The organism is Maridesulfovibrio ferrireducens (genome assembly GCF_016342405.1).
GTDB lineage: Bacteria > Desulfobacterota > Desulfovibrionia > Desulfovibrionales > Desulfovibrionaceae > Maridesulfovibrio > Maridesulfovibrio ferrireducens_A.
In genome coordinates, this window is record NZ_JAEINN010000010.1 from 79,030 (window position 1) to 104,441 (window position 25,412).

Genomic DNA, 25,412 nt, shown 5'->3' on the forward strand with positions numbered 1-25,412 from the left:
GTTATATGAAAAAAAAATATATAATTCTAAGTCTTATGCTTTTGTCTGCACACCCTATCTCCGGCACGGTTGCCACTGAAACGGCCCATGCCGGGTTTCTTCCGTATGGCAGAATGTATAAAGCTGCAAAAGATGATCGTGCTTACACAACACAAGCTAGAGATGTTAGACTTCAGTTACAGCTTCATAAAGCCGTGCTGAAGGAAGCTCCCTCAAACGTCATAAATGTAAGCTCTTATGTTTATCTCGAACACGGATTCCTTGTGGGTGAGGTGGACAGTGAAAACCAGAGTAAAGCGCTGGTAAAAGCCGCCGGAAAACTGACAGGACTAAACGGTGTCAGCTACTATCTTCCCTTAAGGAAAACAGAGAATAAACCGGAAACATCCTCTGCACTTGAATTAAAACTGAAAAGTATGCTGGAGCCTGATTATCCTTCATCAAAACTTACGATTAAAGTAGTTCAGGATGTCGTTGTCGTCCTTGGAGTTTTAACTCATGAGGAAAAGAAAAAAGCACTGAATTCTCTTAAAGATTTAGCCGGTGTTGATAAAATAATAAACTTCATCCAAACTCCCTCCCCCCAAGAAGTAAAGCGAAGCCGCCCAAGACCTTTGCGCAACCTTTTTAATTAAAAGCTAAACTTCACAGCAACAAAAAAAAGGGAGCATTTGCTCCCTTTTTTATCTAAATCTATCTTTAAAGCTAAATCTAACTTTCTTTCTCTTCCGTATACAAATGCACATCTGTCTGCGGATAGGGGATTGAGATACCGGCTTTATCAAAAGTAATCTTTATACCTTCCAGCAAGTCCCATCGAACTGCCCAATAATCTGAAGTTCTTACCCACGGACGTACAAGCAGGTCCACGCTTGAACTGCCAAGGTCACCTACCACAATTGCAGGCTTTGGATCTTTGAGAAGTCGCTTATCACCAGCAAGAATTTCTGCAAGAATTGCTTTTGCTTTTGGAATATCGTCCTCATATCCGATGCCGATTACGAGATCGATACGCCTTGTCTTATTTGCGGTGGTATTAACAATTACCGCATTAAGAATTGAAGAATTAGGAACCACTACTTTCTGATTATCCGGAGTGGATAATTCTGTATAGAAGGCGGAAAGAGTCTGCACTGTCCCGGAAGTTCCGGCTATTGTAACGTAATCTCCCTTTTTAAAAAGACGCAGTACAATAAGCATAACCCCGGCGGCAAAATTTGACAGAGTATCCTTGAGAGCCAAGCCGACGGCAAGACCTGCGGCACCGAGTACAGCAAGAAAGGAAGTAATGTTAATTCCAGCCTGCCCGAGTGCCGCAACGACAAACGCCGCAAGCATTATGTAGTAAACAATATTCTGTATAAACGAGGTTAGAATATCATCAACCTTCGCTTTAAGCATAACCCGTTTAATCAAATTTGAAATCTGCCTTGAAGCAATTCTTCCTACAAAAAGGACTAAAAGAGCGACGATAAGCCTTACCCCGTAAAGGCTGACAAATCCAATGCCCTGCTCAAACAAATCTCTCAAAAAATCAGGATGTAAAAATCCCAACTGTGCATCCAGAGACGTATCTACCAACATTTTACCAACAATTCCGTCAGTCGCGTTCATATTTTTTCTTTTATTTTAAATTGTTAATTAATTTGTCAAAACTAGTTCATATAGAATAATTTCTAACATACATAATTCTGGTTTTCTTTAAAATATTTCAATTATAAATTTCCTCAATACAGCTATAAACGACCACACAATTATTCTCGAATAATTCTAACATGAAAGTGACAAAACCAACTTGATCAGTATATAAGATAAGTATCAAGAGAGGAACTACATGCTTGAACAAAAACGGCGTATTATATTACTGGCCATGATTATGGTCTTTCTTGTCGGTGCTGTCTCCATAATCAGCACATGGCTACTGTACCAAACTTCACTTAATGAACAAAAGGCCCGATTAAGTGAATTAGTCGAAAGTCAAGCCAGCCTTACTCGCGAATTAAGCTTTATAAGCACAGAGCTTAACTTAGCAAAAGATACAAATAATAATATGGAAACTTTTCTTTCCCATTTAGCACACGCACACAAAAGATTCAAAATTGGGAGCAGCAGTGGCGAGTTCACTGTAGGATTAAGATCTGACAAGAATGTCCAATTCCTTATTTTAAATGGTGAAAAAATTACAGCAGACCAAAAATTTGCTTTTATTCCGTTTGGAAGTTCACACGCCATCCCCATGCAGCTAGCCCTATCAGGAAAATCAGGCACACTAATCACTCTCGACTACAAAGGGCACGAAGTCCTAGCAGGATACACATCACTCGTTCTTGAAGGTCAACTTATCGGCCTTGTCGCTAAAATTGACATAAAAGAAATAAAAAATCCTTTTTTTAAAGCTAACTTTACAATATTTACTTCAGGAATTCTACTTACCCTTTTCGGACTATTCTTTTTCTTTAAGCTTAGTGAACCTATTCTTCATGACATCAAAAATAGTGAAAAAAATTATCGTAATCTGGTTGAAGGAGCCCACAGTCTTATTCTCAGCATTGACCAAAAAGGAATTATTAGTTTTGCCAATAGTTTCTCCAAAAAAATTTTTGAATCCAATGAACAAAAAATAGTTGGCCTTACTGCAGTGCAGGTGCTGACCGGACAATCCACTGATCAAAACAGTTCTGCCCCGCTTCGTGCTATTTTAACATTCTTCGGAGAGGGAGAAGGTCCCCACGAGAAACCCATTTCTATTAATAACGCCAGTACCACATGGATTTCCTGGAGAGTCAGAAAAATAGTAGATTCAAAAGGAGAAGTTGAAGAACTGCTTTGCATCGGTAATGATACAACTGCAAACCATATCGCAAGAGAGAATTTACTGGAAAGTGAGTCCCGACATAGAATTATATTCGAAAATTCACCTTTAGGCATGATCCGGCTTAATCAGGAAGGAATTATCCTTGATTGTAACAACCAATTAATCAAAATACTAGGATCAACGCGAGAAAAAATAATCGGCTACAATGCAGTCCAAGACAGCCCTCTCAAAATGCAAAAGACTATAAAAATAGCTCTCAATGGGAAATCAAGCATCTATGAAGATCTTTTTACTTCATCAACCGGAAACAAAACCAGCTATATCAGAGCAATCTTTAATCCTGTATCGCCCGGTAAATCATCCACCGAAGTAATCGGCACACTCGAAGATATCTCTGAACGCATGAAAGTTGAAAAAAAACTTGCTGAAAGTGAAGAGAGATTCAAAGGAATAGCAATAGCTTCTCCGGTTGGCATCATCATCACAGATATTGAAGGGCAGTTGCTTTACGCCAATGAGAGAATGAACGAACTTACCGGAATGAGCTATACAGATCAGACAGGATATGCATGGATGAACAGTGTCCAGCAAGAAGACAAATCAAATATAAAAACAAATTGGTACGGAGCTGACTTCATAGCTAAAAACCGTATAGAATTCCGCCTTATTCACCAGAAGGGACATACCTTATGGATTTTGGGACAAATCGTAGAGCTGAAAAACAGTGATGACCAAATGATCGGATACGTTGTTACAATGACTGATATAACTCAAATTAAAACGGCAGAACAGGAACATAAAAGACTCTCGGCTGCTGTTGATCAGGCTGCGGAAGCAATTATGATAACCAGCATCGAGGGGATAATAACTTATGTAAATCCGGCTTTCCAAGAAATTTCAGGCTATTCACCTCAAGAAGCAATAGGCCAAAATCCCCGTTTTCTTAAAAGTGGAGAGCAAGATATACTTTTCTACGACAACATGTGGGATACAATTTTAGGCGGGAAAAGATGGAAGGGAAGAGTAGTTAATATTAGAAAAGATGGAAAACATTATACACAAGACGCCACCATCGGACCGGTCCGGGATGAGTCCGGTAAAATCATAAATTTTGTATGTGTCGCACGTGATATCAGCCAACAATTAATAGTTGAAGCTCAACTAAGGCAAGCTCAAAAACTAGAGTCTATCGGAGAACTGGCGGCCGGAATAGCTCATGAAATAAACACTCCGACACAATATGTCAGTACCAATACTCAATTTATGGTAGAATCCTTCGCAACACTGCTAGGAATGATCAAGAATAGCCAAAACCTAATCAAAGCTATCCGGTCAGATAGCACACACAATGAGTTAGTAGATATGGCCGAAACGGTTCTTGATGAAGAGGAGCTTGCATACTTAGAAGAAGACGTCCCTAAAGCTATTGCCGAATCTGTAACCGGACTGAAACGGATCTCTGAAATAGTCCAGTCAGTCAAACAACTGGCTCATCCCGGAGAAGTACAAAAAGGACTCCATCATCTAAACGAAATAGTTCGCAACGCTGTTACTGTTTCTTCAAATGAATGGAAATATATTTCAGAGGTAGAATTGAATCTCGACGATAATTTACCTGAAATTTATTGTCTAAAGGGTGAAATAGGACAGGTGGTACTAAACCTTATTATCAACGGAGCACATGCTATTGAATCTAAAATAGGCACAGACTCCGAGGAAAAGGGGTGCATAACCATAACTACTTACAAAGAAAATGAATGGGCGGTTCTGGAGGTTTCCGACACAGGGACAGGTATGCCCCAAAATATTGTCGACCGGGCTTTCGATCCGTTCTTCACAACTAAAGAAGTAGGCAAAGGAACCGGACAAGGTTTAGCTATTACCCATAATGTCGTTGTGAATATGCACAATGGTTTTATTAATGTAGACACAGAAGAAGGCAAAGGGACAACATTTACAGTTAAGTTGCCTTTAAAGTAGACTGAATTACCAAGTGCTCAGAATGGCAGATCTTTGAAAATAAGACCTTCTTTGAGCAGAGCAATGCCGGCTTCGACGCAGTCACTGTCGAGCTTGATCCCTTTATCTTCCTCCAGAAGCCTTATACAATCCTTCTTACCCGAGGCTTGACGATATGGGCGTGTAGTCAGGATAGCGTCGATAGAGTCAGCTACCGCGATTATTTTTGATTCCAACAAAATTTCGTTCTCTTTTAATCCGTTAGGATACCCTGAACCATCTATCCGTTCATGATGCTCAAGCACAATTCGTTGAATCGGCCAATCAGTTTCCAGTGTTGCGAATATTTCCGCCCCAACCAGTGAATGAGTTTTAATAATGGCAAATTCGGCCTTGCTTAACTTTTCAGGCTTATTAAGCACGCCTGACGGAACAGTTATTTTACCGATATCATGAACCAGAGCAGCAAGATGCAGCCCTTGTATGACATCCGGATTTAAACCGAGTCTGGTTGCGATAAGCGCTGAAATCTCAGCTGTCCGGCCCATATGCCCCGCAGTGTAGGGATCACGAAATTCAACCAACCGGGTAAAGGCGCGCAAAGTCCCTTCCAAAGCATCTTTCATACGTCTGACTACAGCCAACTCCCTAGAGGATTGAATCATTTTGAACTGATTAATCCCTGAAATTATAGCTTTGATTAAATCATCAGGATGACACGGTTTAGTCAAAAAACGAAAAATATCACCCTGATTCACTGCGCTCATTGCAATATTAAGATCAGCATATCCGGTCAAAACCATTCTGACAGTATCGGGATACAGTTCACGCACTCTGGATAAAAATTTTATTCCATCCATTACAGGCATTTTTATATCGGAGACAACAACCGTAAAAGGGGGAGAAGAATCTAACAATTCAAGAGCAACTTTGCCACCAAGAGCTGTACTGACTGCGAATGTCGACCGAAAACTCCTGCGGTAACTTTCGAGGATATTCGGTTCATCATCTACAAAAAGAATGCGTTCTTTTGTGTAGTTTATATCTTTTGGCATAACAATCCCCTACTCCGAAACAAGAACTAAAAGCGGAAGTTTTATTCCTATTTTCTCATCGAACATATGAATGCGATCAATTTTATCTTTATCTAACTCCAAACTCTTCCTAAGCAGCATAGCTCCATGCTTGGATGTGACATCCTCATACAAAATCATACCTGAATATAAATGTTTAAGACCAACTTCTTTGATAATATACCGAGCCTCTACACCGAGCATTCCCTCTAAATAATAAAGCAACTCAGGGTCATAGACTTCAGCAACTTTTTCAAGTTTGGCAAATGCTTTTTTGGGATTTTCAAAGTGCTGCAAATGCAGGTCATAATCCAAAGCGACCCTGAGAATTCGCCCACCGAGAGGAATCTTTTCCCCTTTCACCGCATCACGCGGAGTTCCTGATCCGTCAAACCCTTTCAGTTGATACGCTATCATTTCAGCAAGAGCTTCAAGACGAGGTAACTTGGACACAAGACTTTTAGCTATAACCGGATGCATCTCAAATATCTGGAGCTGTTCAGGATTAAGTTCTTTGCCTTCGAGCAACACATCAAGGGTTCCGGGAGGAAGGATGAGCGTCCCCAACTGCGAAAGCATGGTAGCCATATCATATCGCCACAGATCTTTTACACCTTTCTTTTTTGCAAGATAACGAACATAACGACGCACTCTGTTTATACGTGCTCCGGCTTCCGGCTTTACCAATGAAGTAATTTCACCGAGCAACTCAACACTGCCTTTGAGTGTTTTTTCAAGTAAAATACGTTTGCCGGTTACCAAGTCATATTGATTGACTGCCTCTTTGAGGTTTTCAAGCAAAACTTCCTTTTCACACGGCTTTGTTAAAAAACGGAACACATGACCATCGTTCACAGCACGTATTGCATTATCAAGGTCAGCATAACCGGTAAGCATAATTCTTGTTGTTTCAGAGCTGCGTTTTCTTACTTCCCGTAAAAATTCTATGCCGTTCATTTTAGGCATACGATAGTCAGAAACAACGGCAGCAAATGGATTTTTATTATTCAAAGAAAGCAGTGCTATGGTCGGATCTTCTTCCGTTTCCACATCATAAATCCCGCGAAGCTGTCTTTTCAACGCGGAAAGGACATTCGGTTCATCATCAACCAATAAAATTCTAGACTTCATTTATGCTCCTTAACTTCTCAATTGTGTGAGCATATCTGCATCCAGAACCTGAAATTCATCCATACCTTCCCAATGATCGTTAATGTAATTGATCCATTTTTCAAGTGGTAAACCATGCTGTCCATCAGAAAATATATTTCTATCCAGCTTAATCCTGACATAGTCAGGATTAATAATAACACACTGATGATCGATAGCATCGGCGATTCTCAACAACATTGAGACACTCATATCAAAACCCTCATATTGATGGTGAGTCCCAATCGCATGAACAATATCACCCGGCATTCCCCATAACCCCATAAGATATGCACCGATATGGGCATGAGTTGTACCAAGTACTTCCATTTCACAGTCACATATCGGCAAATGAATTTCAGCAACTTTTTTTATAACCTTTCCATATTGAGCAGGAAAAGAATTTGCCAAAACAAGTTTACCTATATCATGCAGAAGACCTGCCATCCGCGCCTGCACTGCCAATGTCTTGTCAATTTTTTCGCACTCACAGATAAGCCTTACAATATTAGACACACGAAAACTATGCTCCCATAACAAGTTCAACGAAAAATTAGGGAGTTTTTTTTGATCATACATAGAAAACAAATGAGTGGATAAAATTAGAGCTTTGACACTTTCCAGACCAAGCATTGTTATAGTCTGCAATATAGAATCTATCTGCGTAGGAAGACCAAAATAAGGTGAATTAACAAGTTTAAGAATCTTTGCAACCAAACCGACATCCATCGAAATATATTCAGCGACTTTTTTAATGGACGGATCAGCGTTTTTTAGTTCTCTTTCAATGGATTCGAACACGTTCGGAGTAACCGGTAAAGACTCTATTTCAGCCACTAACTTTTGCATTTCAGGATCAATCAATATTTCGCGGGATTTAATTGCTCCCTCAATTTTATCTATCAGTTCCTCCGCCTTACACGGTTTTGATATATATTGATGAACAGCCCTTATACTTTGATAACTTCATTCAAGCCAACCTGTCCGGAAAGAGCCATTCTGATAATGCCAGGATACTTATCTTTAACTTTATTCAGAAGTTCAGCTCCATCCATTCCCGGCATCTTGATATCGGAAACAACAATATCAAATCTCGAACCTTCTAACAAAGCAAGAGCGGCAAGTCCTGAATCAGTAAACTCCATTGTCCACTCGTTACGTTTAGTACGAAGCATACGCTTCAACGCAGCTAGAACATTGGGTTCGTCATCCACAAACAGCACGCGGATATTATGAATTGTCATTTTCTTTATCTTCCTCAAGTGGCAATTTAATTATACATTTGGTTCCAACGCCCAGCTTGCTGCTAAATTCTATTATTCCACCATGTTTTTCATTAATTATTGAGTAGCATAACGTTAAACCCTGTCCTGTGCCAAGCCCGACGTCTTTGGTTGTAAAAAACGGATCAAAAATTTTCGGTAATATTTCTTCCGGGATTCCCTCTCCGGTATCTTCTATCTCAACAACAACCCATGGCGGATCAAGGCGCGTTCGAATGAGGATCGTTCCCTTTTCGCCATTTCCACTCACTTTTGCACTGATAGAATGAGCCGCATTAATCACAATATTTAAAAAAGCCTGATTAAGGTCATTAATAAAACAGGGAATCAATGGAAGATCAGGTTTCAACTCAAAAACAACATCAGCACTATATTTCCATTCATTTCTACAAACCGTAACGGTATTATCAAGAGCTAAATTAATATCACCCATCTGCCTGAATTCCAATCCGGGATGAGAAAATCTTTTCATAGCGTGCACAATCCTGGTTATACGCTCAACACCATCCTGCGATTGAGCAAGAGCTGCGGGTATTTCCTCTAAAAGATAATCCATATCCTCATTATACCAACGGGTAAAAGCTTCTTCACATACTGGATCTTTTTGTAATTGGCAGATCGCTTTATGCCGCTTAATAACTCCGCTCATTTCTTCAAATGCTCCAGACAAAAATATAATATTATCACCTAAATATTGTGCCGGAGTATTAATTTCATGCGCTATGCCTGCCGAAAGATGCCCTATAGATTCTAACTTCTGCGCAAGACTAAGACGTCGCTCAAGCTCTTTTCTTTCAGTAATATCAAAAACAATTTCAATAAACTTATCTTCTCCGTTAACTTTACTTTTAAGAACCGTTTTTGAAACCGGAAGACCCGTTCCATCCATACGATGCATCCTGAATTCCCGTTCCCGTATCTCTTTTATTGCAGCAGGACAATTTTCAATAACATTCCCGTCAGTTGCCCGCCAGCATATAACATCGCACCGTTGACCGATAATCTGTTCTTTGCTTGCTCGCAGCATTTTTGATGCGGCACTATTTATAGAGTCTATAGCACAAGTAACAGGATCAACAATAATAATACCTGCTTGAATACCATCCAGAATGTTTTCCATTAACTCCTTACTGGCGGCAATCTCCTGCTTAGAGTTCACCCTTTGAATAGCAAGTGCGTAATATGCCGCAATGCGTATTGTGGCAGCAACATCGCGCTGAGTATACCCGCCCGGCTTATTGGCCAGTGCAATTTGTCCCACAAGTTCTCCCCTGAGAAGAACAGGAACTGACAACAAACAAGTTAAAGGAATATGGCCTTTGGGAAGTCCTTTAAATTTTGGATGTGTCTCAGGAGCATTCGTAAAAAATGATTCTTTAGTATTTAATGAATGTCCCCAAAGTAAAGGGTATGTGCCATCAAAATTCTTAGGGAAAATAATATAATCATGATCTCCTGCAACAAAACAATTATTTCTCATGTGACTATAGGCCTGAATCAACAAACCTTTTTCGCCAATAGTGCTGGTATACCCATAAAGACTTCCTGTAATTTTTAATAACTCTTTGAGCACGGCCTCAGATGTATTTTTAAGATTGGCTTCGGGAGCTACAAGTGGAGTGTATAATCTTGCAAGAGCAGAATTCAAATTTAGATTCCAATCAGCTTCCTTCTCCGCTTTGACTCGCTCGGTTATGTCCATGATATGGGCCATCTGGTAATCAACCGACCCGTCACTTTTTCTGACGCAGCTAGTTAACAATGCTACATAAACAATTTCACCATTCTTTTTAATATAACGTTTTTCCATGGTGTAACTATCAATTTCACCGGCAATCATCTGATCAAAAAGATGTTTATTTTTATCAATATCATCAGGATGAGTAAAATCAGGCCAACATAATTTCTCTAACTCTTCCCTGCTGTAGCCTAAAATTTCACAAAATTTATTATTAAAATCTATCCACTTTTTATCAACTCCGACAATAGCCATTCCAATGAGTCCTAATTCAAAATAACTTCTGAATTTACGTTCACTGAGACTCAACTGTTTTTCGATTTTTTTACGATCGGTTATGTCCTGATTAACTCCATAGACTCGTTGCAGTTTACCTTCATCATCAAACTCAGGGGCAGCCACACAATGAAATAAATGCTCAGTACCATCCTTGAGAATAGCCCGATATTCATCAAAAACAGTCTCTGTGTTTTTAAATAAGCTCTTATATATGCTGAAGATCCTTTCTCGATCGTCAGGATGAATTATGTTCTCAAAGAAAAACGGGTCAATATCCTTAAATTCTTTGGGCTTATATCCATAAAGTTGATAATGGTTATCCGTCCAGCAAATCTCTCCTGTGGAATTATCAACCTCCCACCCTCCAATACGGCCTATCTTCTGAACCTCCTCCAAAAGTTTTTTCGCCTGCATTAAATCAATGTCTGATTTTTTGCGTTCAATAATATCCCACGCAAAATCAGAAAAACTAGAAGCAATTTCAATATCTGCATCTGTATAATTTAAAGGCTTATTGCCAACGCCTAAAATAGATACGACCTTATCGTTTCGAATTATTGGAACCACAAGTTCGCGAATTACAGGGATGTGCCCGGGGAGTAATCCTTTTTTATTGGAAAGAGACATATAGTCATTATGAATAACCGCACTTTTTGTATGTATGCAGTCTGCCCAGACGCCCGCATCAGCAACCGGATAAAGCTTCCCCTTTTCTTCAGAAATACACATTTCAATAGATGCGCGCGTTGACCATGATTGCAGCGTAAGTATTTTTTGATCCGATGAAAGGTAATGATGAAAACCCATCTGACTGGAAGTTAAAGTCTCAACAACATCAACAACTTCAACCATTAACTCATCTAAAGAATGATCAAAAGAAAAAGTCATCAACTCCAGGCGTGCTTTCATAACCGTTTCGGCATGTTTCCGCTCCGAGATGTCCTCTACCGATACCGCTATTATAAAATAATGAGGTTTTTTTGACTCATCCACAACAATTGAAAAAGACAGATCACCCCATACAGTTTTCCCGGATTTAGTTAACAGCCTTTGGGTAAGTTTAACATGCCCTCCCCCCAACACATTATCTTTAGAAATAATATAATCTTTCTGATCAGCTGGATGAATCATGGACATAAAGTCTATACCAAACAATTCTTGCTGAGAATATTCCAAAAGCTTGCTAAACACGGGGTTCACCATGAACAATTTCCCGTCTAGATCCATGTTAACCATACCTATCGGCGCATTATCGAAAATCTCCTGTAGCTGTTTCTGAGCTTGATGAAGATCACTGAGATCTGTAACACTGGCGATTGCTCCGGCATAACTTCCGCTTTCATCTAAAATAAGTGAAGTGGCAATACGAGTGTATACAGATCCTCCTGATTTCTTCTGAAATTCAAAATTATAAATTTCTTCGACACCTTTCTTCCACTTTAAAATATGATTCTCACACTCTTTCTTACGATCTTCGGACATAAAATCCATCAAATTTAGACCGATCATTTCTTCCGGTGTATATCCAAGCATTGAAGCAATTGAGTTGTTCGCAAAAATAGTATTAGCGTCTTTATCTATGATCCATATACCTTCAACCAGTCGCTCGAAGCCTACTGCGGATAAAGGAACAGACAAACTTGAAAGGTAATCAAGTGAAGCTCCGTGTCCCCGCTCAAAACGCTGCACTTCTGCACGAACTTTTTTCAGTTCCGCTATTAATTCTTTTTTAGTCATAAATTCGAGATTGCTCATATTCTCTCCCCAAACAGATAAACTTCATTCTAGCCTCTATTAATAAAGGATTTTTAGAATAATTAGTACTCTTTTTATTAAAATAGCGACTACAAACTCTTTTTACCCCCTCTGTTCATATTTGCACAACTATTTGTGCAAATAGTGTTATATTCTGCACAAATAGAACGCATATTCTCAATCTTAGCCAATCATTTCATACCATTATAGAATGGAATACTTATTGCTTGTCACTGGCTTTGTGCAAGACGAAATTTAAATTGCCTGCATCTATAAATCTAGCTGATCTTTTTGGAGGGTTAATGCATTTTTTAATGGAAATGGCTCTAGTGATATCCATGTTTGTATCATTACTGGCTGCAGCATGGGGATGCCTTAACATATGGAAAGGACAGACCGACTCGATAAAATGGCTGGAAAGGGGACAATTACTTGTTATTTCATTAGTTGTTTTCTCCAGCATAATTCTATTATGCGCATTAATAACCCGTGATTTTTCATTTAAATATGTTGCAGACTATACAAGTCTTGGACTTTCAAATTTCTACGCGGTTACTGCTTTCTGGGCCGGAAGACCGGGATCTTTGCTATTCTGGCTACTGGTTATCACTGTCGGCGGAACCATTTTTCTCGGCACTAAAAAATACTCCGATTTGCCCGAAGAAACAAAAGTCGCTTACTGGATGCTTTACTTTGCGATTCAAGCCTTTTTCCTATTCATCCTGACAAGTGCAAGCCCGCCGTTTACACAACTTGCCAACATCCCCGCAGATGGAACCGGACTCAATCCGTTATTACAAAACCCCGGTATGGCTTTTCATCCACCACTTCTCTTTTTCGGTTACGGGCTGTTTACTGTTCCCGCCTGCTTATCGATCGCAATGGCTATCACAAGGGGTGAAGATTCATGGATGAAACTGACTCGCGGCTGGGTGCTTCCGGCATGGTCATTCCTTAGTGCCGGAATAGTGCTCGGCGCATGGTGGGCTTATATGGAACTGGGCTGGGGCGGCTACTGGGCATGGGATCCGGTTGAAAATGCTTCTATCATTCCATGGTTCGTAGCTACAGCATACCTGCACACTTCAATTTTAGGTCAGCGCTACGGAGTGTTCAAACGAATCAATATTATATTGGTTAACCTGACATTTCTGATGTGTGTTGTCGGTACATATATTGTGCGAAGCGGTATCATTGCATCCGTACACGCCTTTGGCGGCGGCGGAGTCGGCGGTTTACTGCTCGCCTTTATTCTATTCTATCTATTTTTAACTCTATCAGCCTCATTCTTCGCCAACGTAAAAAAATCCAAACTGGAGGCCAATGCTTTCAGCCGCCAAGGACTTCTAGTCATAACAGTATGGACTTTTATTGCCTTGGGTACTGTGATTTTTCTAGGCACCATGTGGCCTGTTATAAGTCTGGGATGGGAAACAAATCCCGTCGGTGTTAACGCAGGCTTTTATAACACAGTAACAATGCCGTTATTTACCCTCATAGGTTTACTGCTTCTGATTTGCCCGTGGTTTTCATGGAACGAAGGCATTCAGGATAAGACCGGCCTCGCTGTTTCCATTTTTACGGCTTTGTGCCTTAGCGGAGCGGCATGGTTCGGTGGAATACGCATGATCCTTCCACTTATAGCCTTCGGCTCCGGAGCGGGAATAATAGCGTCCACCATAATGCTTGCCCTGCGAAACAAAACTCTATCCAGCAAACGATTCTGGATTGCCCACGGGACTCATCTCGGAGTGGCATTAATGATCATCGGAGTGGCTATCTCCGGTCCATACGCAACAACTCAGCAAGTTGCGATATCCGAAGGACAGACCTTTTCGTTTTCAGGATATGAATTCACCTACAAAGAGCTGACCGCTTCTAAACGTCACGGCATTGCATCTAAAATGGCTAATATTGTTGTCAGTAAAAATGGGCAGGAAGTCGGAATTCTAAAACCGGAACAATTAACATTCCCCGGCAACAATCACCCGCACTCTGAAGTATCCACAATATTCAGCTTCGGCAGGGAACTTTACGCGACAATACACGACATAAAAAATGGCCGGCTTGAACCTCTGACGGTAAGTGTTCATCCGCTGGTCAACTGGATATGGGTCGGTGGAACGCTCGTCACCCTCTTCCCGTTTGTCGTATTCTTTCCGGCAAGAAAGAAAAAATTGCACAGTCCAGACGCGCAGTAATCAGGAGTAATTAAATGCAAACCAAGACATCCCCTAAAGGGAAACAAGTTGTTGTCATAACTGTGGCTGCCGGACTGGTTTTAATGCTGATGTTCTCGTTCATGTCCAAATCACATCAACCTGTTCAACGCGCACAGTCACGACCTGTGGGATCACAGAGTGCAGGCCCATCAATGAATGCTGAACAAAGTTCCAAAATACAAACTTACATGGAACAGTTGAAAAACAATCCAGATAATACAGAAGCCTTAAACGGATTAGGTGAATTATTCATGAGTATGGGCTCATTAGAGAAGTCGGCATTCTTCTGGAATAGACTGCTGAAAATTACACCGGAAGATGAAAGCGCGCTTTACCACTACGGCATAGTTTTGCTTAAGCTGGATAAGACCATGCAGTCTGTGGATCAATTTGAAAAGATAGTAAAATTGAATCCTGAAAACTACCACGCATGTTACTACCTTGGTATGATTCTTAGAAATGACTTGAACCAAAAAGAAAGGGGCGCAAAATACCTGCGAAAAATCTTAGAGATTAACCCTGACCACAAAGAACTCATTGATATTGTCCGAAAGGAACTGGCCAAAGGTTAACAAATAAAGCCCATGCTAATTTTAATCAGCATGGGCTTTTTAATTCTAATCAGCCACCGAACCAACCGGGAGAAATAACTTCTAATGCTTTAGTGTAATGAACCCGCAAGTCTTCAAGCTTACCGGTAATTACCTTTTCCTGCTCACCAAGACTTGTCGGGCAGATTTCTTTCATTTGATCGACAACGGCTTCAAGTTCTTTCATCGTTGATTTAATCATAATAATCTGATCACCGAGATCTGAAGATTTCTCGTCAGCCAGAACATCATATAAGCGAGCTTTCCACGAATTAAGTTCCATTTCAAGACCGCTGCAATAATTCTTTACAGCCTTTTTCTTTCCGGCTTCAGTGCTGCAGCCGTCAATACCTTCACAACTCGGGCATGGTCCGGGATAATCCATATTCGCCATAACTAGCCTCCAAACGGTTTAAAGTTATTAACGTTTTAAGACTAGCATAGACACTTTCTTTTGTGCACATCTTTTTTCAAAAACTTTTCTAGCACAACAGACCGTTTTTATAGAATAAAATCATTATTCTCCGTTCCAGCGTAAAATATATTCATCAACATTAAACTTCCGACGACACCCCCGTTCATTCATATATCGTATTGAGCCATACACTTGGCGCTTTTTCCAGGCACGATCATGCAACCCTGCAATAGACCAAAGTGCTCCGACATATCCATTAGGAGATCTTCCATCCAGCTGATACTTATCATTGAGAGCCATTGCGATTTTAACGGCCTGCTCTGGCGAAGAGGACCATTCAAGAATTTTCTTAGCCCAGTACATACGCATATATCCGTGCATATATCCTGTACGCCGCATCTGATTTTGAGCCGCATTCCAAAGAAAAGAATGAGTCTCCGCTTTATCAAATTCATCGCGCGTATAAGTATATAAACGCTGATCATTCCGATGTTCATCGAGCGTGGCGACGGCCCACTCAGGCGCTCCGCTAAACGAATCATAATCGGCATTATGCAGACAGAAATTTTCAGATAACTCCCGCCGCACAATCAGCTCCTCAAGAAACATATCCTGACTATCTCCAGCTCCTGTCGCTGCCACATCAAGTGCGGCCCGCTGCGGCGCAAGCTGCCCGAACTGAATATAAGCTGACAAGCGCGAAGTAGCTCCGGCATTAGGATCATTACGCTTTTCAGCATAATTTATCAGCCGGGTCTTAATAAAAGAAACAAGAGCAATACGTGCTGCTTTTTCGCCTGAAGGAAAATCCACGGGAAAAATAGATCTATCCACATTAATGGCGCGGTAAGCTGCGTTCCAGTCCGGCTCGGGGATGTCCGGCGGCGAGACGTGCTGCGGAATAAGTTCAGGGAAATCTTCAAGATATTCAAAAAGAAGCCGATGTATTTTAGGACGTATCGTGCGGGCAGCGTATTCCTGTTTATCTGAAACGACCCGTGCAGGAACAATGTTGCGCCCATCTACCTCAATAAACGGCACCTTAAGTTCACGAGCTGCCTTTTTCTGCCACAACTGACTGGCTCGCAGCGGATCAAAATCAGTAACAACTGCCCCTGCCCCTATGTCATTTGCCAAACTTACAATTTCAGCATCAGGACCACCTATCCGCAACGCAAAAGGGATACCCATTTCAGCCAACTTATCCGCAACATCCTTAAGACCTCTGAGCATGAAATCATACTGACGAAAAGTTGCACACATAAAACTTGGAGACATTACAAAACAGACAACAAGCGGGCGAATCTCACCTGCAAGTTCCCGAGCGTAAAGCAATCCCCAATTATCGTTAACACGCTGCTCGCGGCTCATCCAGTAGAGCACCGGACCTCGGCCTTCCCCTGCATCTTTGGAACTTTGCTTATCATTCAAAGCATAAATACGTTTATCATGAACCCGCATAAACTTCCTGCTGAATTAGAATGTTAAGCTTTAGGTAAATGACATTTAGGAGCGGCCCCCTTTACAAGGGTCGGACCTTCCAAAATTTTACACGCGGTCTTCTCAGCCAAAGCTTTAGCCATGCCCTTAAAAACCACACTGTGAAATGGATATACCGACCACCAGTAAAGCAATCCAGCCACACCCCGCGGCAAAAATCGAGCCGTCATTGTCAGTACGGTATCACCCGTTTTTTCCTCTTCCAGAGTAAATTCCAGCAAAGCCTCACCGGGAAGTTTCATCTCTGCAATGAGTAATAAGCGCTTACCAGCCTGAACATCAAGAACACGCCAGAAATCAAGTGCGTCTCCAACTGCAATCAGCGTTGGATGCCTTCGGCCGCGCCGCAGTCCTACCCCGCCGATAAACTTATCAAGCCAGCCACGCACGCTCCATAAAGCATCCCATCCATACCACCCGTTATCGCCGCCTATCGCTAAAATATTCGACCATAACTTTTCACTGCATACTTGCAATTTGATACGATAACCTGTGTGAAAAACAGTTCCTCCGGTATACCCGGCATCACCGCATATAGCCCATTCGGGCATATTTATTGAGCCTGCGTCCGACCAGCAACTATCAACCAGTTGTTGCGCGACCTTATCTAAAGCCCGGCTGATAGCTAAGCGACAACTGCTTAACTTATGCGGCATAATCTCCCTGATACGATAATCTTTGCAAACCACCCGGTTACGCAACCCCATAACCAATGGTCGAGCCAAGGCAACAGGTATGGGAGAAACAAAACCGAGCCAATAAGAAGAAAGTTTTGGAGTGAGAAAAGGAACGGGAATAATAAGTCGTCTGTGGAGTCCTGCTTCTTCCTGATAAACACGAAAAAGACGCTCATATGTTTCAATATAAGGTCCACCGATATCAAAAGCATCCCCTGCGGTTTCGGAATGTTCCAGACACCCTGAAAGGTAAAACACCACATCGCGAATACTTATAGGCTGAGTTTCAGTCTGCACCCACTTAGGCGTTATCATAACGGGCAAACGGTCCACCAAGTAACGTATCATTTCAAAAGAAGCACTACCCGAACCGATAATGACTCCCGCCCGAAACGTGGTGCAGGGAACAGTACCGCCGGATAAAATTTCTCCAACCTCAGCCCGAGACTTTAAATGATGGCTGATATTCGGATCATCAGGAATCAATCCGCCCAGATAAATAATTCGCGCAAGCCCCGTGCCCTGTGCGGCACGGACTGTGTTCTGCGCGGCGGTGCGATCTTTTGCCGCAAAATCTCCGCTGCCGGACTGCATGGAATGAACAAGATAATACGCGGCGTAACAACCATTAAGAGCCATTAATAACGAGGCGTAATCAAATAAATCCGCTGCAACGACCTCACAACGTTCGTGCATAGCAAAAGGACGACATTTAAGCTTGGAAAGAGAACGCCCGACAGCACGTACCCGCCACCCATTTTCAAGAAGTTGCGGAACAAGCCTCCCGCCGACATAACCAGTCGCACCGAGAACACAAATAGTATATCGATGCCGATCTTCTTCTGATATGTTTTCGGGAAACTCTGTAACTATTCTTTCCGATTTTGATTCAGACATGATTCCTCAACATAAGTTCTGCGGGATAAGGATTCAAATAATATTGCTTTGCTAAATAGTCTTTTGAATACTTTCTGACATAATGATTAAGTAATATGATCGGCGCAATCAATGGAATCAACCCTTTGCTGAATTGATCCAGCAATTCAAGCATTTCCTGTTTTTCATCTGCACTTAAATCCTTTTTAAAATATCCAAAAGCGTGCATCAAAACATTTATATGTTTTTTGACTGTCAGTTTATAAGTCAAAGCCTTGAAAAGCATTTCAAAATACTCAGCAAAAAGAAGCTCAGGTTCTTCAATTCCAGCTTTTGCAACAATCTTTCCCATGGCCCGATATAGCTGTACATTATGAGCCATTATCAACAGTTTATGACGAGTGTGAAATTCAACCAAAGCTCCAGCCGTAAATCCATCAGACATCGCATCCCGCCAGCGTTTCAATGTAAAAAACCGCGAAATAAAATTTTCCCGTAATGCAGGATCATGCAGTCTTCCGTCATCTTCAAACGGTAAACCTGGAAATCTTTCCATTACCATGCGTGCCCACATTCCAATACCATCATGACGTACTCTATTGCCGTCATTATAAACTTTAACTCTGTTCATACCGTTTGAAGGAGATCCAAACCTGAAAACATAACCGCATATACCTTCACGCTCCAATTGATCCAATCTCTTTTGTCCCCAATCATACATCTGAGCAGTCCAGTCTTTACCGGAACTGCGCCCGACCAGTCTGGGAGAGTCCAAATCGCCCACAAGACGAACGGCTTCACGAGGGATGGACATACCGCACTCGACCTCAGGACAAACAGGAACCCATTCTACATATTGCCCGAGAATATCCCGTAAATAACGATCCAGCTTTTGAGATCCATCATACCTGACACTTTCTCCCAAAAGACACCTTGCAATACCCAGTTTAACCTTGTTGCAAGATTCCCGCTCTTCATAATTCATATGCTATTTACCTCCACCTAATAAGGATTCTTCTAATAACACATACCCGAGTTATAAATTGAAAGCTACAATCACTATAAAACTCTTCAGCACTTTTCATATTAATAATTTGTTGAGTTGAGTCTATCGTATTATAAGATTGTTCACTTTTGTTGACAGTACACATGCAGCGGGATATTTATTGATAATGCACATTTTAAAAGACACCGGAAACACTATTTTTTTTACAGAAATAGGCATTGGACTGATTATTTTAATAGCCGGAGCCGCTTGCTATCTGGCTTTGATCAAACACATCCGCACTAATGAAGAGAATCTGTATAAAGTAACCAAAACAGGCTTCGCAATTCTCATTTCATTCATTTTTGCCTTTATGATCGGCTATTCCGTTGTCATCTTTTCTGTAATATTCCACTATCATTTTGATTTTAATGCTATATTCGGCCCCATTCTTTTTTTGGGATCTATTTTTGTTCTTGCTACGGCCTACTTCAATGTCGGGTTATTTAAAAAATTACTGAATTCTAATATAGAACTAAAAAAACAGGCACTTCACGACTATATGACGGGACTGCCGAACAGACGACTGCTCATGCGTAAGATCAGTCAAGCACTGGTCAATAAACATAATAACAATAACAAAGGATTCGCTGTTGCATTTATAGACATATTAAATTTCAAACGGGTAAATGACAGTTTCGGACATTTTGTCGGAGACGAGATTCTTATTCAGACAGCTGATCGGATAACGAAAACAGTAAGAAACATTGATACTGTGGCCAGATTAGGTGGAGATGACTTCGTCATCCTTATTGAAAATGTGAACCCGCGGCAAACCGTCTGGTTCATGAGAAACATTAAAAAAGCACTGCAAGCGCCCTATACCATTAACGGGGTGGAGTTTAGTCTAGACATAAGCTATGGGATTTGCACCGATAAGCATGGGGACAATCATCCCGAAGATCTCATCAACAAAGCAAACATGGCAATGCGAAGTTCAAAAAAACGCGGAAAAAATTATTTCTCTTTCTTTGTCGAATCCATGCTGAACTCCGCTCAGGATCTTCTTAAATTTGAAAATGATTTTCATAATGGCTTGCTCAACAACGAATTTTATCTAGTCTTTCAACCCCAATATGCACTTAAACCCGAACTGGCACTGAAAGGTTTCGAAGCTCTTATCCGTTGGAATCACCCGGAAAAAGGCTTAATCAGCCCCATACAATTTATTCCGCTTGCCGAAGAAACCGGATTAATTCTTAAGCTGGACCGCTATGTACTCGATAATGCCTGTAGAATATGGGCTGATTGGCTGAAAAAGAACCCGTCATGCTCATCCTTACAGATATCGGTTAACATCAGTGCATACCATATGAAAATTCCGTCATTTGTCCATTTCGCAGAGCAAACCACTACTAAATACAACATTCCTACAGATTCACTGGTAATTGAACTGACTGAATCAGCTATTATTGCAGACCCTGATCTCGCTTCTCAGAAACTTGATGCTTTGCATGTGTTAGGCATTCAATGTGCTATTGACGACTTTGGAACAGGTTACTCGTCACTGACCTATCTGACCAAATTCCCGACTGACATCCTTAAAATTGATAAGAGCTTCATTAAAGGAATTGAATCAAGCGCAAGTGCAAAACAGATTGTTAAATCAGTCATAGATCTTGCTCATGGTTTGAATATGGTAGTAGTTGCCGAAGGAGTTGAAATGAAATCGCAACTTAAAATTCTTGAAGAACTAGAGTGCGATGTGGTGCAAGGCTTCTACCTGTCTATGCCGCTTTCTGAGCAAGATGCGTTTGATATCTCTACCAAATAGACATCTTAAAGAGTGATTTTTGCAACGATAACACAATTTCGAGAACCATCTTTTGCTTTGTAAAGGGCCGCGTCAGCTCGTTTAATAAGGGCTTCACCTGTTTCCCCCTTTACATAAGCCGCCACACCTAAACTTGCTGTGACGTTTTCTTTCATCACCGGAAAATGCAACTCTTCAATTTTTCCGCGCAGTTTCTCTGCAAGCAGTGTTGCACCGTCAAGCTTAGTTTCCGGACAGATAATCAAAAACTCTTCGCCTCCCCAACGACCAAGAACATCCGTCTCTCTTACGCTGATTGAAAGCAATGATGAAATTGCCACGAGAACGGCATCCCCTGCGTGATGGCCATATATGTCATTAACTCTTTTAAAATAATCTATATCCAACAAAATCACGGAAAAAGGCGTATCATAACGGACGGACCGTGCAAGTTCCCTTTCCATTTCACTATCAAGCATATATCTATTAAAAACTTGCGTTAACCTGTCAGTTTTATAGAGAGAATCCAGTTTTGAATTCATTAACAAAAGCTTCTTGTTATACCTTGAAATAATATTATATCGGTACAGCAGCAGCAAAATAAAAGAAGTCACCACGGCTAAAACCTTCCAAAGCAGCGAATAATCCACTCCCTTATCATAACGAACAGATATCCAGCGATTAAGAATATTCTGTCGCTCTTCATGTGAAATAGAAGCAATAGCCTTGTTCAAAATTGATAACAATTGAGGCCTGTCATTTCTGACCCCGACAGACAGGTCATAGTTCAATCCCACCTGCCCGGAAATTTTAACATCAAACATACCGTTTTTTTGAATTTGATAGCTGATTGCAGGGACAGTATCAATATATCCCGAAACCCCTTCTTCATGGATTTTTTCAAGCCCACTAAGTGCGTCTTCAACCTCGACAATTTTTATATTCGGATACTTATTACGTAACAATTCAATTGCGGCGTATCCTTTGGTAACGGCAAAAGTTTGATCAGCAACGCTCTCAAAATCATCTATGAACATTTTGTCAAGAGCAGTCGCCACAACCAACGGAAAAGATATATATGAAGAACTGAAATTTAAATATTCCCGACGCGTCGGGGTAGAAATAGCAGATGGAAGAATGTCACACTTACGCTCACGAGCGAAGAATAAAGTCTGTTCCCATGAATCAGTAGGGATAAGCCTAAATTCCTTACCTATCCTCTGCGATAAAATATTCATAAAATCTACAGTGATTCCTGTACTCTGATCTTTTCTATCTATTTGTTCATAAGGCATCCAGCTAGGATCAATACTCATGGAAATATAATCAATTTCTGACAGATAAACTCTTTCATCAGCATCAAATCTAAGAGAATCAATATATGGATCGTGATTTACATCACCCACAAGCCACTTGCGGCGTAGTTGATTCTTTTCATATTCTGGAATTGCAGCAAGTCCCTTATTAAGAATTCCGATTGCTTCGGGCCAGTCGTTACGAACTCCGAAAACAAATTTAAGATCTTCGCCCAAAGGATATGCTATCTGCAAATATGGAAGACCAAGTTTGTTTGCAGAAAACAGTGTTCCACCGTTTCCAAATGTAACATCGGCTTTGTTGTTAACAACAGTTTTAATCATTTCTTCTATAGTCGCACATTCTAAGACACTGGAATTCTTAAACGAACGGGCTAATTTTTCATCAGCCATATTACCTTTATGGACAGCAATAATTTTGCCATCTAAATCTCTATCAGACTTAATATTTTTAGGATTTCCCAGCGGAACTAGTACCATCTTTTGTATAGTTGAATAAGCATCTGAAAAATTGAGATATGCTTTACGCTCCTTATGAACGACTCCCGTACTCAATCCGTCAATCTGACGCAATTTAGCCTTTTCCTGCATTTCGACCCATTTTCCGGGCAACAATTGAAAATTAGATCCAGTCAGTTCATTTATTTTATCGAGCACTCCCTTATCAAACCCAGAAATAGAACCATCCTCGTTAACAACGATATACGGCTCCCAGTCTTTCTCTGTCCCCAGAGTAATCACAGGATGAGCTTTGATAAAGGCTTTCTCTTTTTCTGAAAGTTCGACACGAGACGAGGGTTTATTAGCACAAACCGGGGTGGTGGATAAAAAACAAGAAATAAAAAATAAAATCAATATAAACACAACAAAATTTTTCATATATTCCCGATTTTTAATAATGAAGTCTTTCCTCTGAATACTATGCTTTTACGTTAAGAACAATAATTATGATCATTGACCACACAAAAAAGCTATTACTCTCATCTATTACTGCTATCTGGTAACAGTTTAATTTTCGAAAACTTTTATTTTTTACGCATTAAGTTTTGCATATAATTACATATAAAATATATTTGATGCAACACAGTTTCATCAAATTGAGTATTTTAACATAAATATATTTTAGGACGAGACACACAAACAAAATAAAAAGGCTTAGAAGATTAATCTTCTAAGCCTTTTTTGAATTGATAATTGCTAGTAAAATGATCAGGAATACTATGCCTTTAACTCATCCTGAAGTTTATTATAATTATCTACGCTGACGAAGTAGTCAGGATCGGACAGCACGTTGACAACACATATCTTCTCCGCCTTCTTAATCAAGCGGACACAATCCTTGCTAAGATGCCACAGATGAACAGTCTTGCCTGACCGCAAATACAGCTCGGTAACTTTATTGACCATTTCAATTGCAGATTGATCCATTATACGTGATTCCTGAAAGTCGATAATAACATTATCAGGATCATCTTTCACATCAAACTTACTTAGAAATAATGTTGTGGAACCAAAAAATAACGGCCCGTATATCTGATAATGTTTGATTCCATGCTCATCAACAATCTTTCTTGCACGAATTCTAAGTGCATTTTCCCATGCAAAAATCATAGCGGAAATAATAACACCGCAGATTACAGCAATAGCCAAATCATATTTGACGGTGAGAAAAGTTACCAGAACGATAACGGCAACATCCCATTTAGGAACTTTATTCACTATATTGAATGTGCTCCATGCAAAAGTCTTAATGACAACGATAAACATAACACCGACCAGCGCGGCAATAGGGACCATTTCAATATAAGTTGAAGTGAACAAAATAAAGAACAACAAGGCAACAGCGGCGGTGATACCGGACAGACGACCGCGACCACCGGAAGTAATATTGATGATACTCTGCCCGATCATTGCACATCCGCCCATTCCGCCGAACAACCCGTTGGTGAAATTAGCAACACCCTGAGCTATACATTCACGGTTTCCGCTCCCGTGAGTGTCAGTCAATTCATCAATAAGAGTTAATGTCATTAAAGATTCAATCAGCCCGATGGCAGCTAGAATCAAGGCGTAAGGAGTAACAAATGTGAGAGTTTCCCAAGTGAAAGGAATCTGAGGGATTGCAAAAGTAGGAAGCCCCGCTTTTATTCCTGTGCCTCCATTAACCTTAATAAAGGAAAGAACTGTTGCCGTATCAATCTGAGCAAAAATAACCAGAAGAGAAACAGCGATTATGGCTATGAGTGCGCCCGGAGCTTTTTTATAAACCATAGGAACTGTGAACAAAATTCCCATTGTCAAAGCTACCAATCCTATCATTATCCAGAGAGGTTCTCCCTGAATCCATGTGCCCTCAGCTTGAAACATATTTAACTGGGATAGAAAAATTACAATTGCCAGCCCATTGACGAATCCCATCATAACGGACCTTGGAACCATTCTTATAAACTTTCCTAAACGGAATATTCCAGCCAGACTTTGGAAAATACCTACCAGCAGCAAAGTAAAAAACAGATATTGAAGTCCGGCATGTGAACCGGCTCCGCCCAAAGCATTTCCTTCTAGGACCAGATTAACCATAACAACGGCCATTGCTCCTGTAGCTCCTGAAATCATGCCGGGTCGTCCACCTAAAATGGAAGTCATAATGCACATCATGAATGCACCGTATAGGCCTACAATCGGAGAAACTCCTGCGACAAAAGAAAATGCTACTGCTTCCGGCACTAATGCCAATGCCACCGTAAGCCCTGAAAAAATATCACTTTGAATACTGCCCTTTGAATTCGATACTAAAGTATGACTGGCTTCCATCAATAATTCCTTAATTCCTTTTTATTTATTAACAAAAAAAGACGAGACACACAGGCCCAGCCTAACACAATACGGCGCAATATGGAGCGATAAAAAATCGCCCCTATGACCTTCAATCAAATATTTAAAATCCAAGCCGAAAAGATCACGTAG

Annotated in this window: 17 protein-coding genes; 5 read left to right on the forward strand and 12 right to left on the reverse strand. The window is 40.7% G+C overall.

The window, feature by feature from the left end:
- Positions 1–5 precede the first annotated feature (5 nt).
- Positions 6–635, forward strand: coding sequence for a BON domain-containing protein (locus JEY82_RS12015; protein WP_304085736.1), 630 nt, complete (start codon positions 6–8; stop codon positions 633–635).
- Between the two features lie 76 nt (positions 636–711).
- On the opposite strand, the gene JEY82_RS12020 is transcribed toward JEY82_RS12015, so the two are convergent.
- The gene (locus JEY82_RS12020; RefSeq protein WP_304085738.1) at positions 712–1,614 is read right to left on the reverse strand and encodes a mechanosensitive ion channel family protein; all 903 of its coding nucleotides are present in this window, start codon (positions 1,612–1,614) and stop codon (positions 712–714) included.
- A gap of 220 nt (positions 1,615–1,834) precedes the next feature.
- Between JEY82_RS12020 and JEY82_RS12025 the strand changes: the two genes are divergently transcribed.
- Positions 1,835–4,795: a PAS domain S-box protein gene (locus JEY82_RS12025; RefSeq protein ID WP_304085739.1), complete on the forward strand. Its 2,961-nt coding sequence runs from the start codon at positions 1,835–1,837 to the stop codon at positions 4,793–4,795.
- 17 nt (positions 4,796–4,812) lie between these two features.
- Here JEY82_RS12025 and JEY82_RS12030 read toward each other — a convergent pair whose 3' ends face one another.
- The 5 genes from JEY82_RS12030 to JEY82_RS12050 form a co-directional block, all read right to left on the reverse strand.
- Complete coding sequence (locus JEY82_RS12030; RefSeq protein ID WP_304085741.1) at positions 4,813–5,829, reverse strand: HD domain-containing phosphohydrolase; 1,017 nt, start codon at positions 5,827–5,829, stop codon at positions 4,813–4,815.
- 9 nt (positions 5,830–5,838) lie between these two features.
- On the reverse strand, positions 5,839–6,978 hold the full coding sequence (locus JEY82_RS12035; RefSeq protein ID WP_304085743.1) for an HD domain-containing phosphohydrolase: 1,140 nt from the start codon (positions 6,976–6,978) through the stop codon (positions 5,839–5,841).
- Between the two features lie 9 nt (positions 6,979–6,987).
- Positions 6,988–7,845 (reverse strand): HDOD domain-containing protein, encoded by an 858-nt coding sequence (locus JEY82_RS12040; RefSeq protein WP_304085745.1) that lies wholly within the window; start codon positions 7,843–7,845, stop codon positions 6,988–6,990.
- 101 nt (positions 7,846–7,946) lie between these two features.
- A complete protein-coding gene (locus JEY82_RS12045) occupies positions 7,947–8,240 on the reverse strand; it encodes a response regulator (protein WP_304085746.1) in 294 nt (97 codons plus the stop codon).
- Positions 8,227–12,051: a PAS domain S-box protein gene (locus JEY82_RS12050; RefSeq protein WP_304085747.1), complete on the reverse strand. Its 3,825-nt coding sequence runs from the start codon at positions 12,049–12,051 to the stop codon at positions 8,227–8,229. Before JEY82_RS12050 ends, JEY82_RS12045 begins: the two co-directional genes overlap by 14 nt.
- 302 nt (positions 12,052–12,353) lie before the next feature.
- Between JEY82_RS12050 and JEY82_RS12055 the strand changes: the two genes are divergently transcribed.
- Both JEY82_RS12055 and JEY82_RS12060 read left to right on the forward strand, forming a co-directional pair.
- On the forward strand, positions 12,354–14,252 hold the full coding sequence (locus JEY82_RS12055; protein WP_304085748.1) for a heme lyase CcmF/NrfE family subunit: 1,899 nt from the start codon (positions 12,354–12,356) through the stop codon (positions 14,250–14,252).
- Between the two features lie 14 nt (positions 14,253–14,266).
- Positions 14,267–14,845, forward strand: coding sequence for a tetratricopeptide repeat protein (locus JEY82_RS12060; protein ID WP_304085750.1), 579 nt, complete (start codon positions 14,267–14,269; stop codon positions 14,843–14,845).
- Positions 14,846–14,894: 49 nt separating this feature from the next.
- On the opposite strand, the gene JEY82_RS12065 is transcribed toward JEY82_RS12060, so the two are convergent.
- The 4 genes from JEY82_RS12065 to JEY82_RS12080 all read right to left on the reverse strand — a co-directional run bounded on the left by JEY82_RS12065 (position 14,895) and on the right by JEY82_RS12080 (position 19,316).
- Complete coding sequence (locus JEY82_RS12065) at positions 14,895–15,257, reverse strand: hypothetical protein (protein ID WP_092160083.1); 363 nt, start codon at positions 15,255–15,257, stop codon at positions 14,895–14,897.
- 123 nt (positions 15,258–15,380) lie between these two features.
- Entirely contained in the window at positions 15,381–16,739 is a 1,359-nt protein-coding gene (gene phrB / locus JEY82_RS12070) for a deoxyribodipyrimidine photo-lyase (protein WP_304085751.1), read from the reverse strand.
- A 23-nt stretch (positions 16,740–16,762) separates the two neighbouring features.
- The gene (locus tag JEY82_RS12075) at positions 16,763–18,352 is read right to left on the reverse strand and encodes an SDR family oxidoreductase (protein WP_304085752.1); all 1,590 of its coding nucleotides are present in this window, start codon (positions 18,350–18,352) and stop codon (positions 16,763–16,765) included.
- Complete coding sequence (locus JEY82_RS12080; RefSeq protein WP_304085754.1) at positions 18,345–19,316, reverse strand: DUF523 and DUF1722 domain-containing protein; 972 nt, start codon at positions 19,314–19,316, stop codon at positions 18,345–18,347. The genes JEY82_RS12075 and JEY82_RS12080 overlap by 8 nt, the downstream gene beginning before the upstream one ends.
- 187 nt (positions 19,317–19,503) lie before the next feature.
- Between JEY82_RS12080 and JEY82_RS12085 the strand changes: the two genes are divergently transcribed.
- Positions 19,504–21,150 (forward strand): bifunctional diguanylate cyclase/phosphodiesterase, encoded by a 1,647-nt coding sequence (locus tag JEY82_RS12085; protein WP_304085756.1) that lies wholly within the window; start codon positions 19,504–19,506, stop codon positions 21,148–21,150.
- Between the two features lie 5 nt (positions 21,151–21,155).
- Here the strand turns inward: JEY82_RS12085 and JEY82_RS12090 are convergent, their stop codons facing one another.
- Positions 21,156–23,324 carry a transporter substrate-binding domain-containing protein gene (locus JEY82_RS12090; protein ID WP_304085757.1) on the reverse strand — a complete coding sequence of 723 codons (2,169 nt, stop codon included), beginning with the start codon at positions 23,322–23,324 and terminating at the stop codon, positions 21,156–21,158.
- Positions 23,325–23,663: 339 nt separating this feature from the next.
- Positions 23,664–25,259, reverse strand: coding sequence for a SulP family inorganic anion transporter (locus tag JEY82_RS12095; protein ID WP_304085758.1), 1,596 nt, complete (start codon positions 25,257–25,259; stop codon positions 23,664–23,666).
- Between the last annotated feature and the right edge of the window lie 153 nt (positions 25,260–25,412).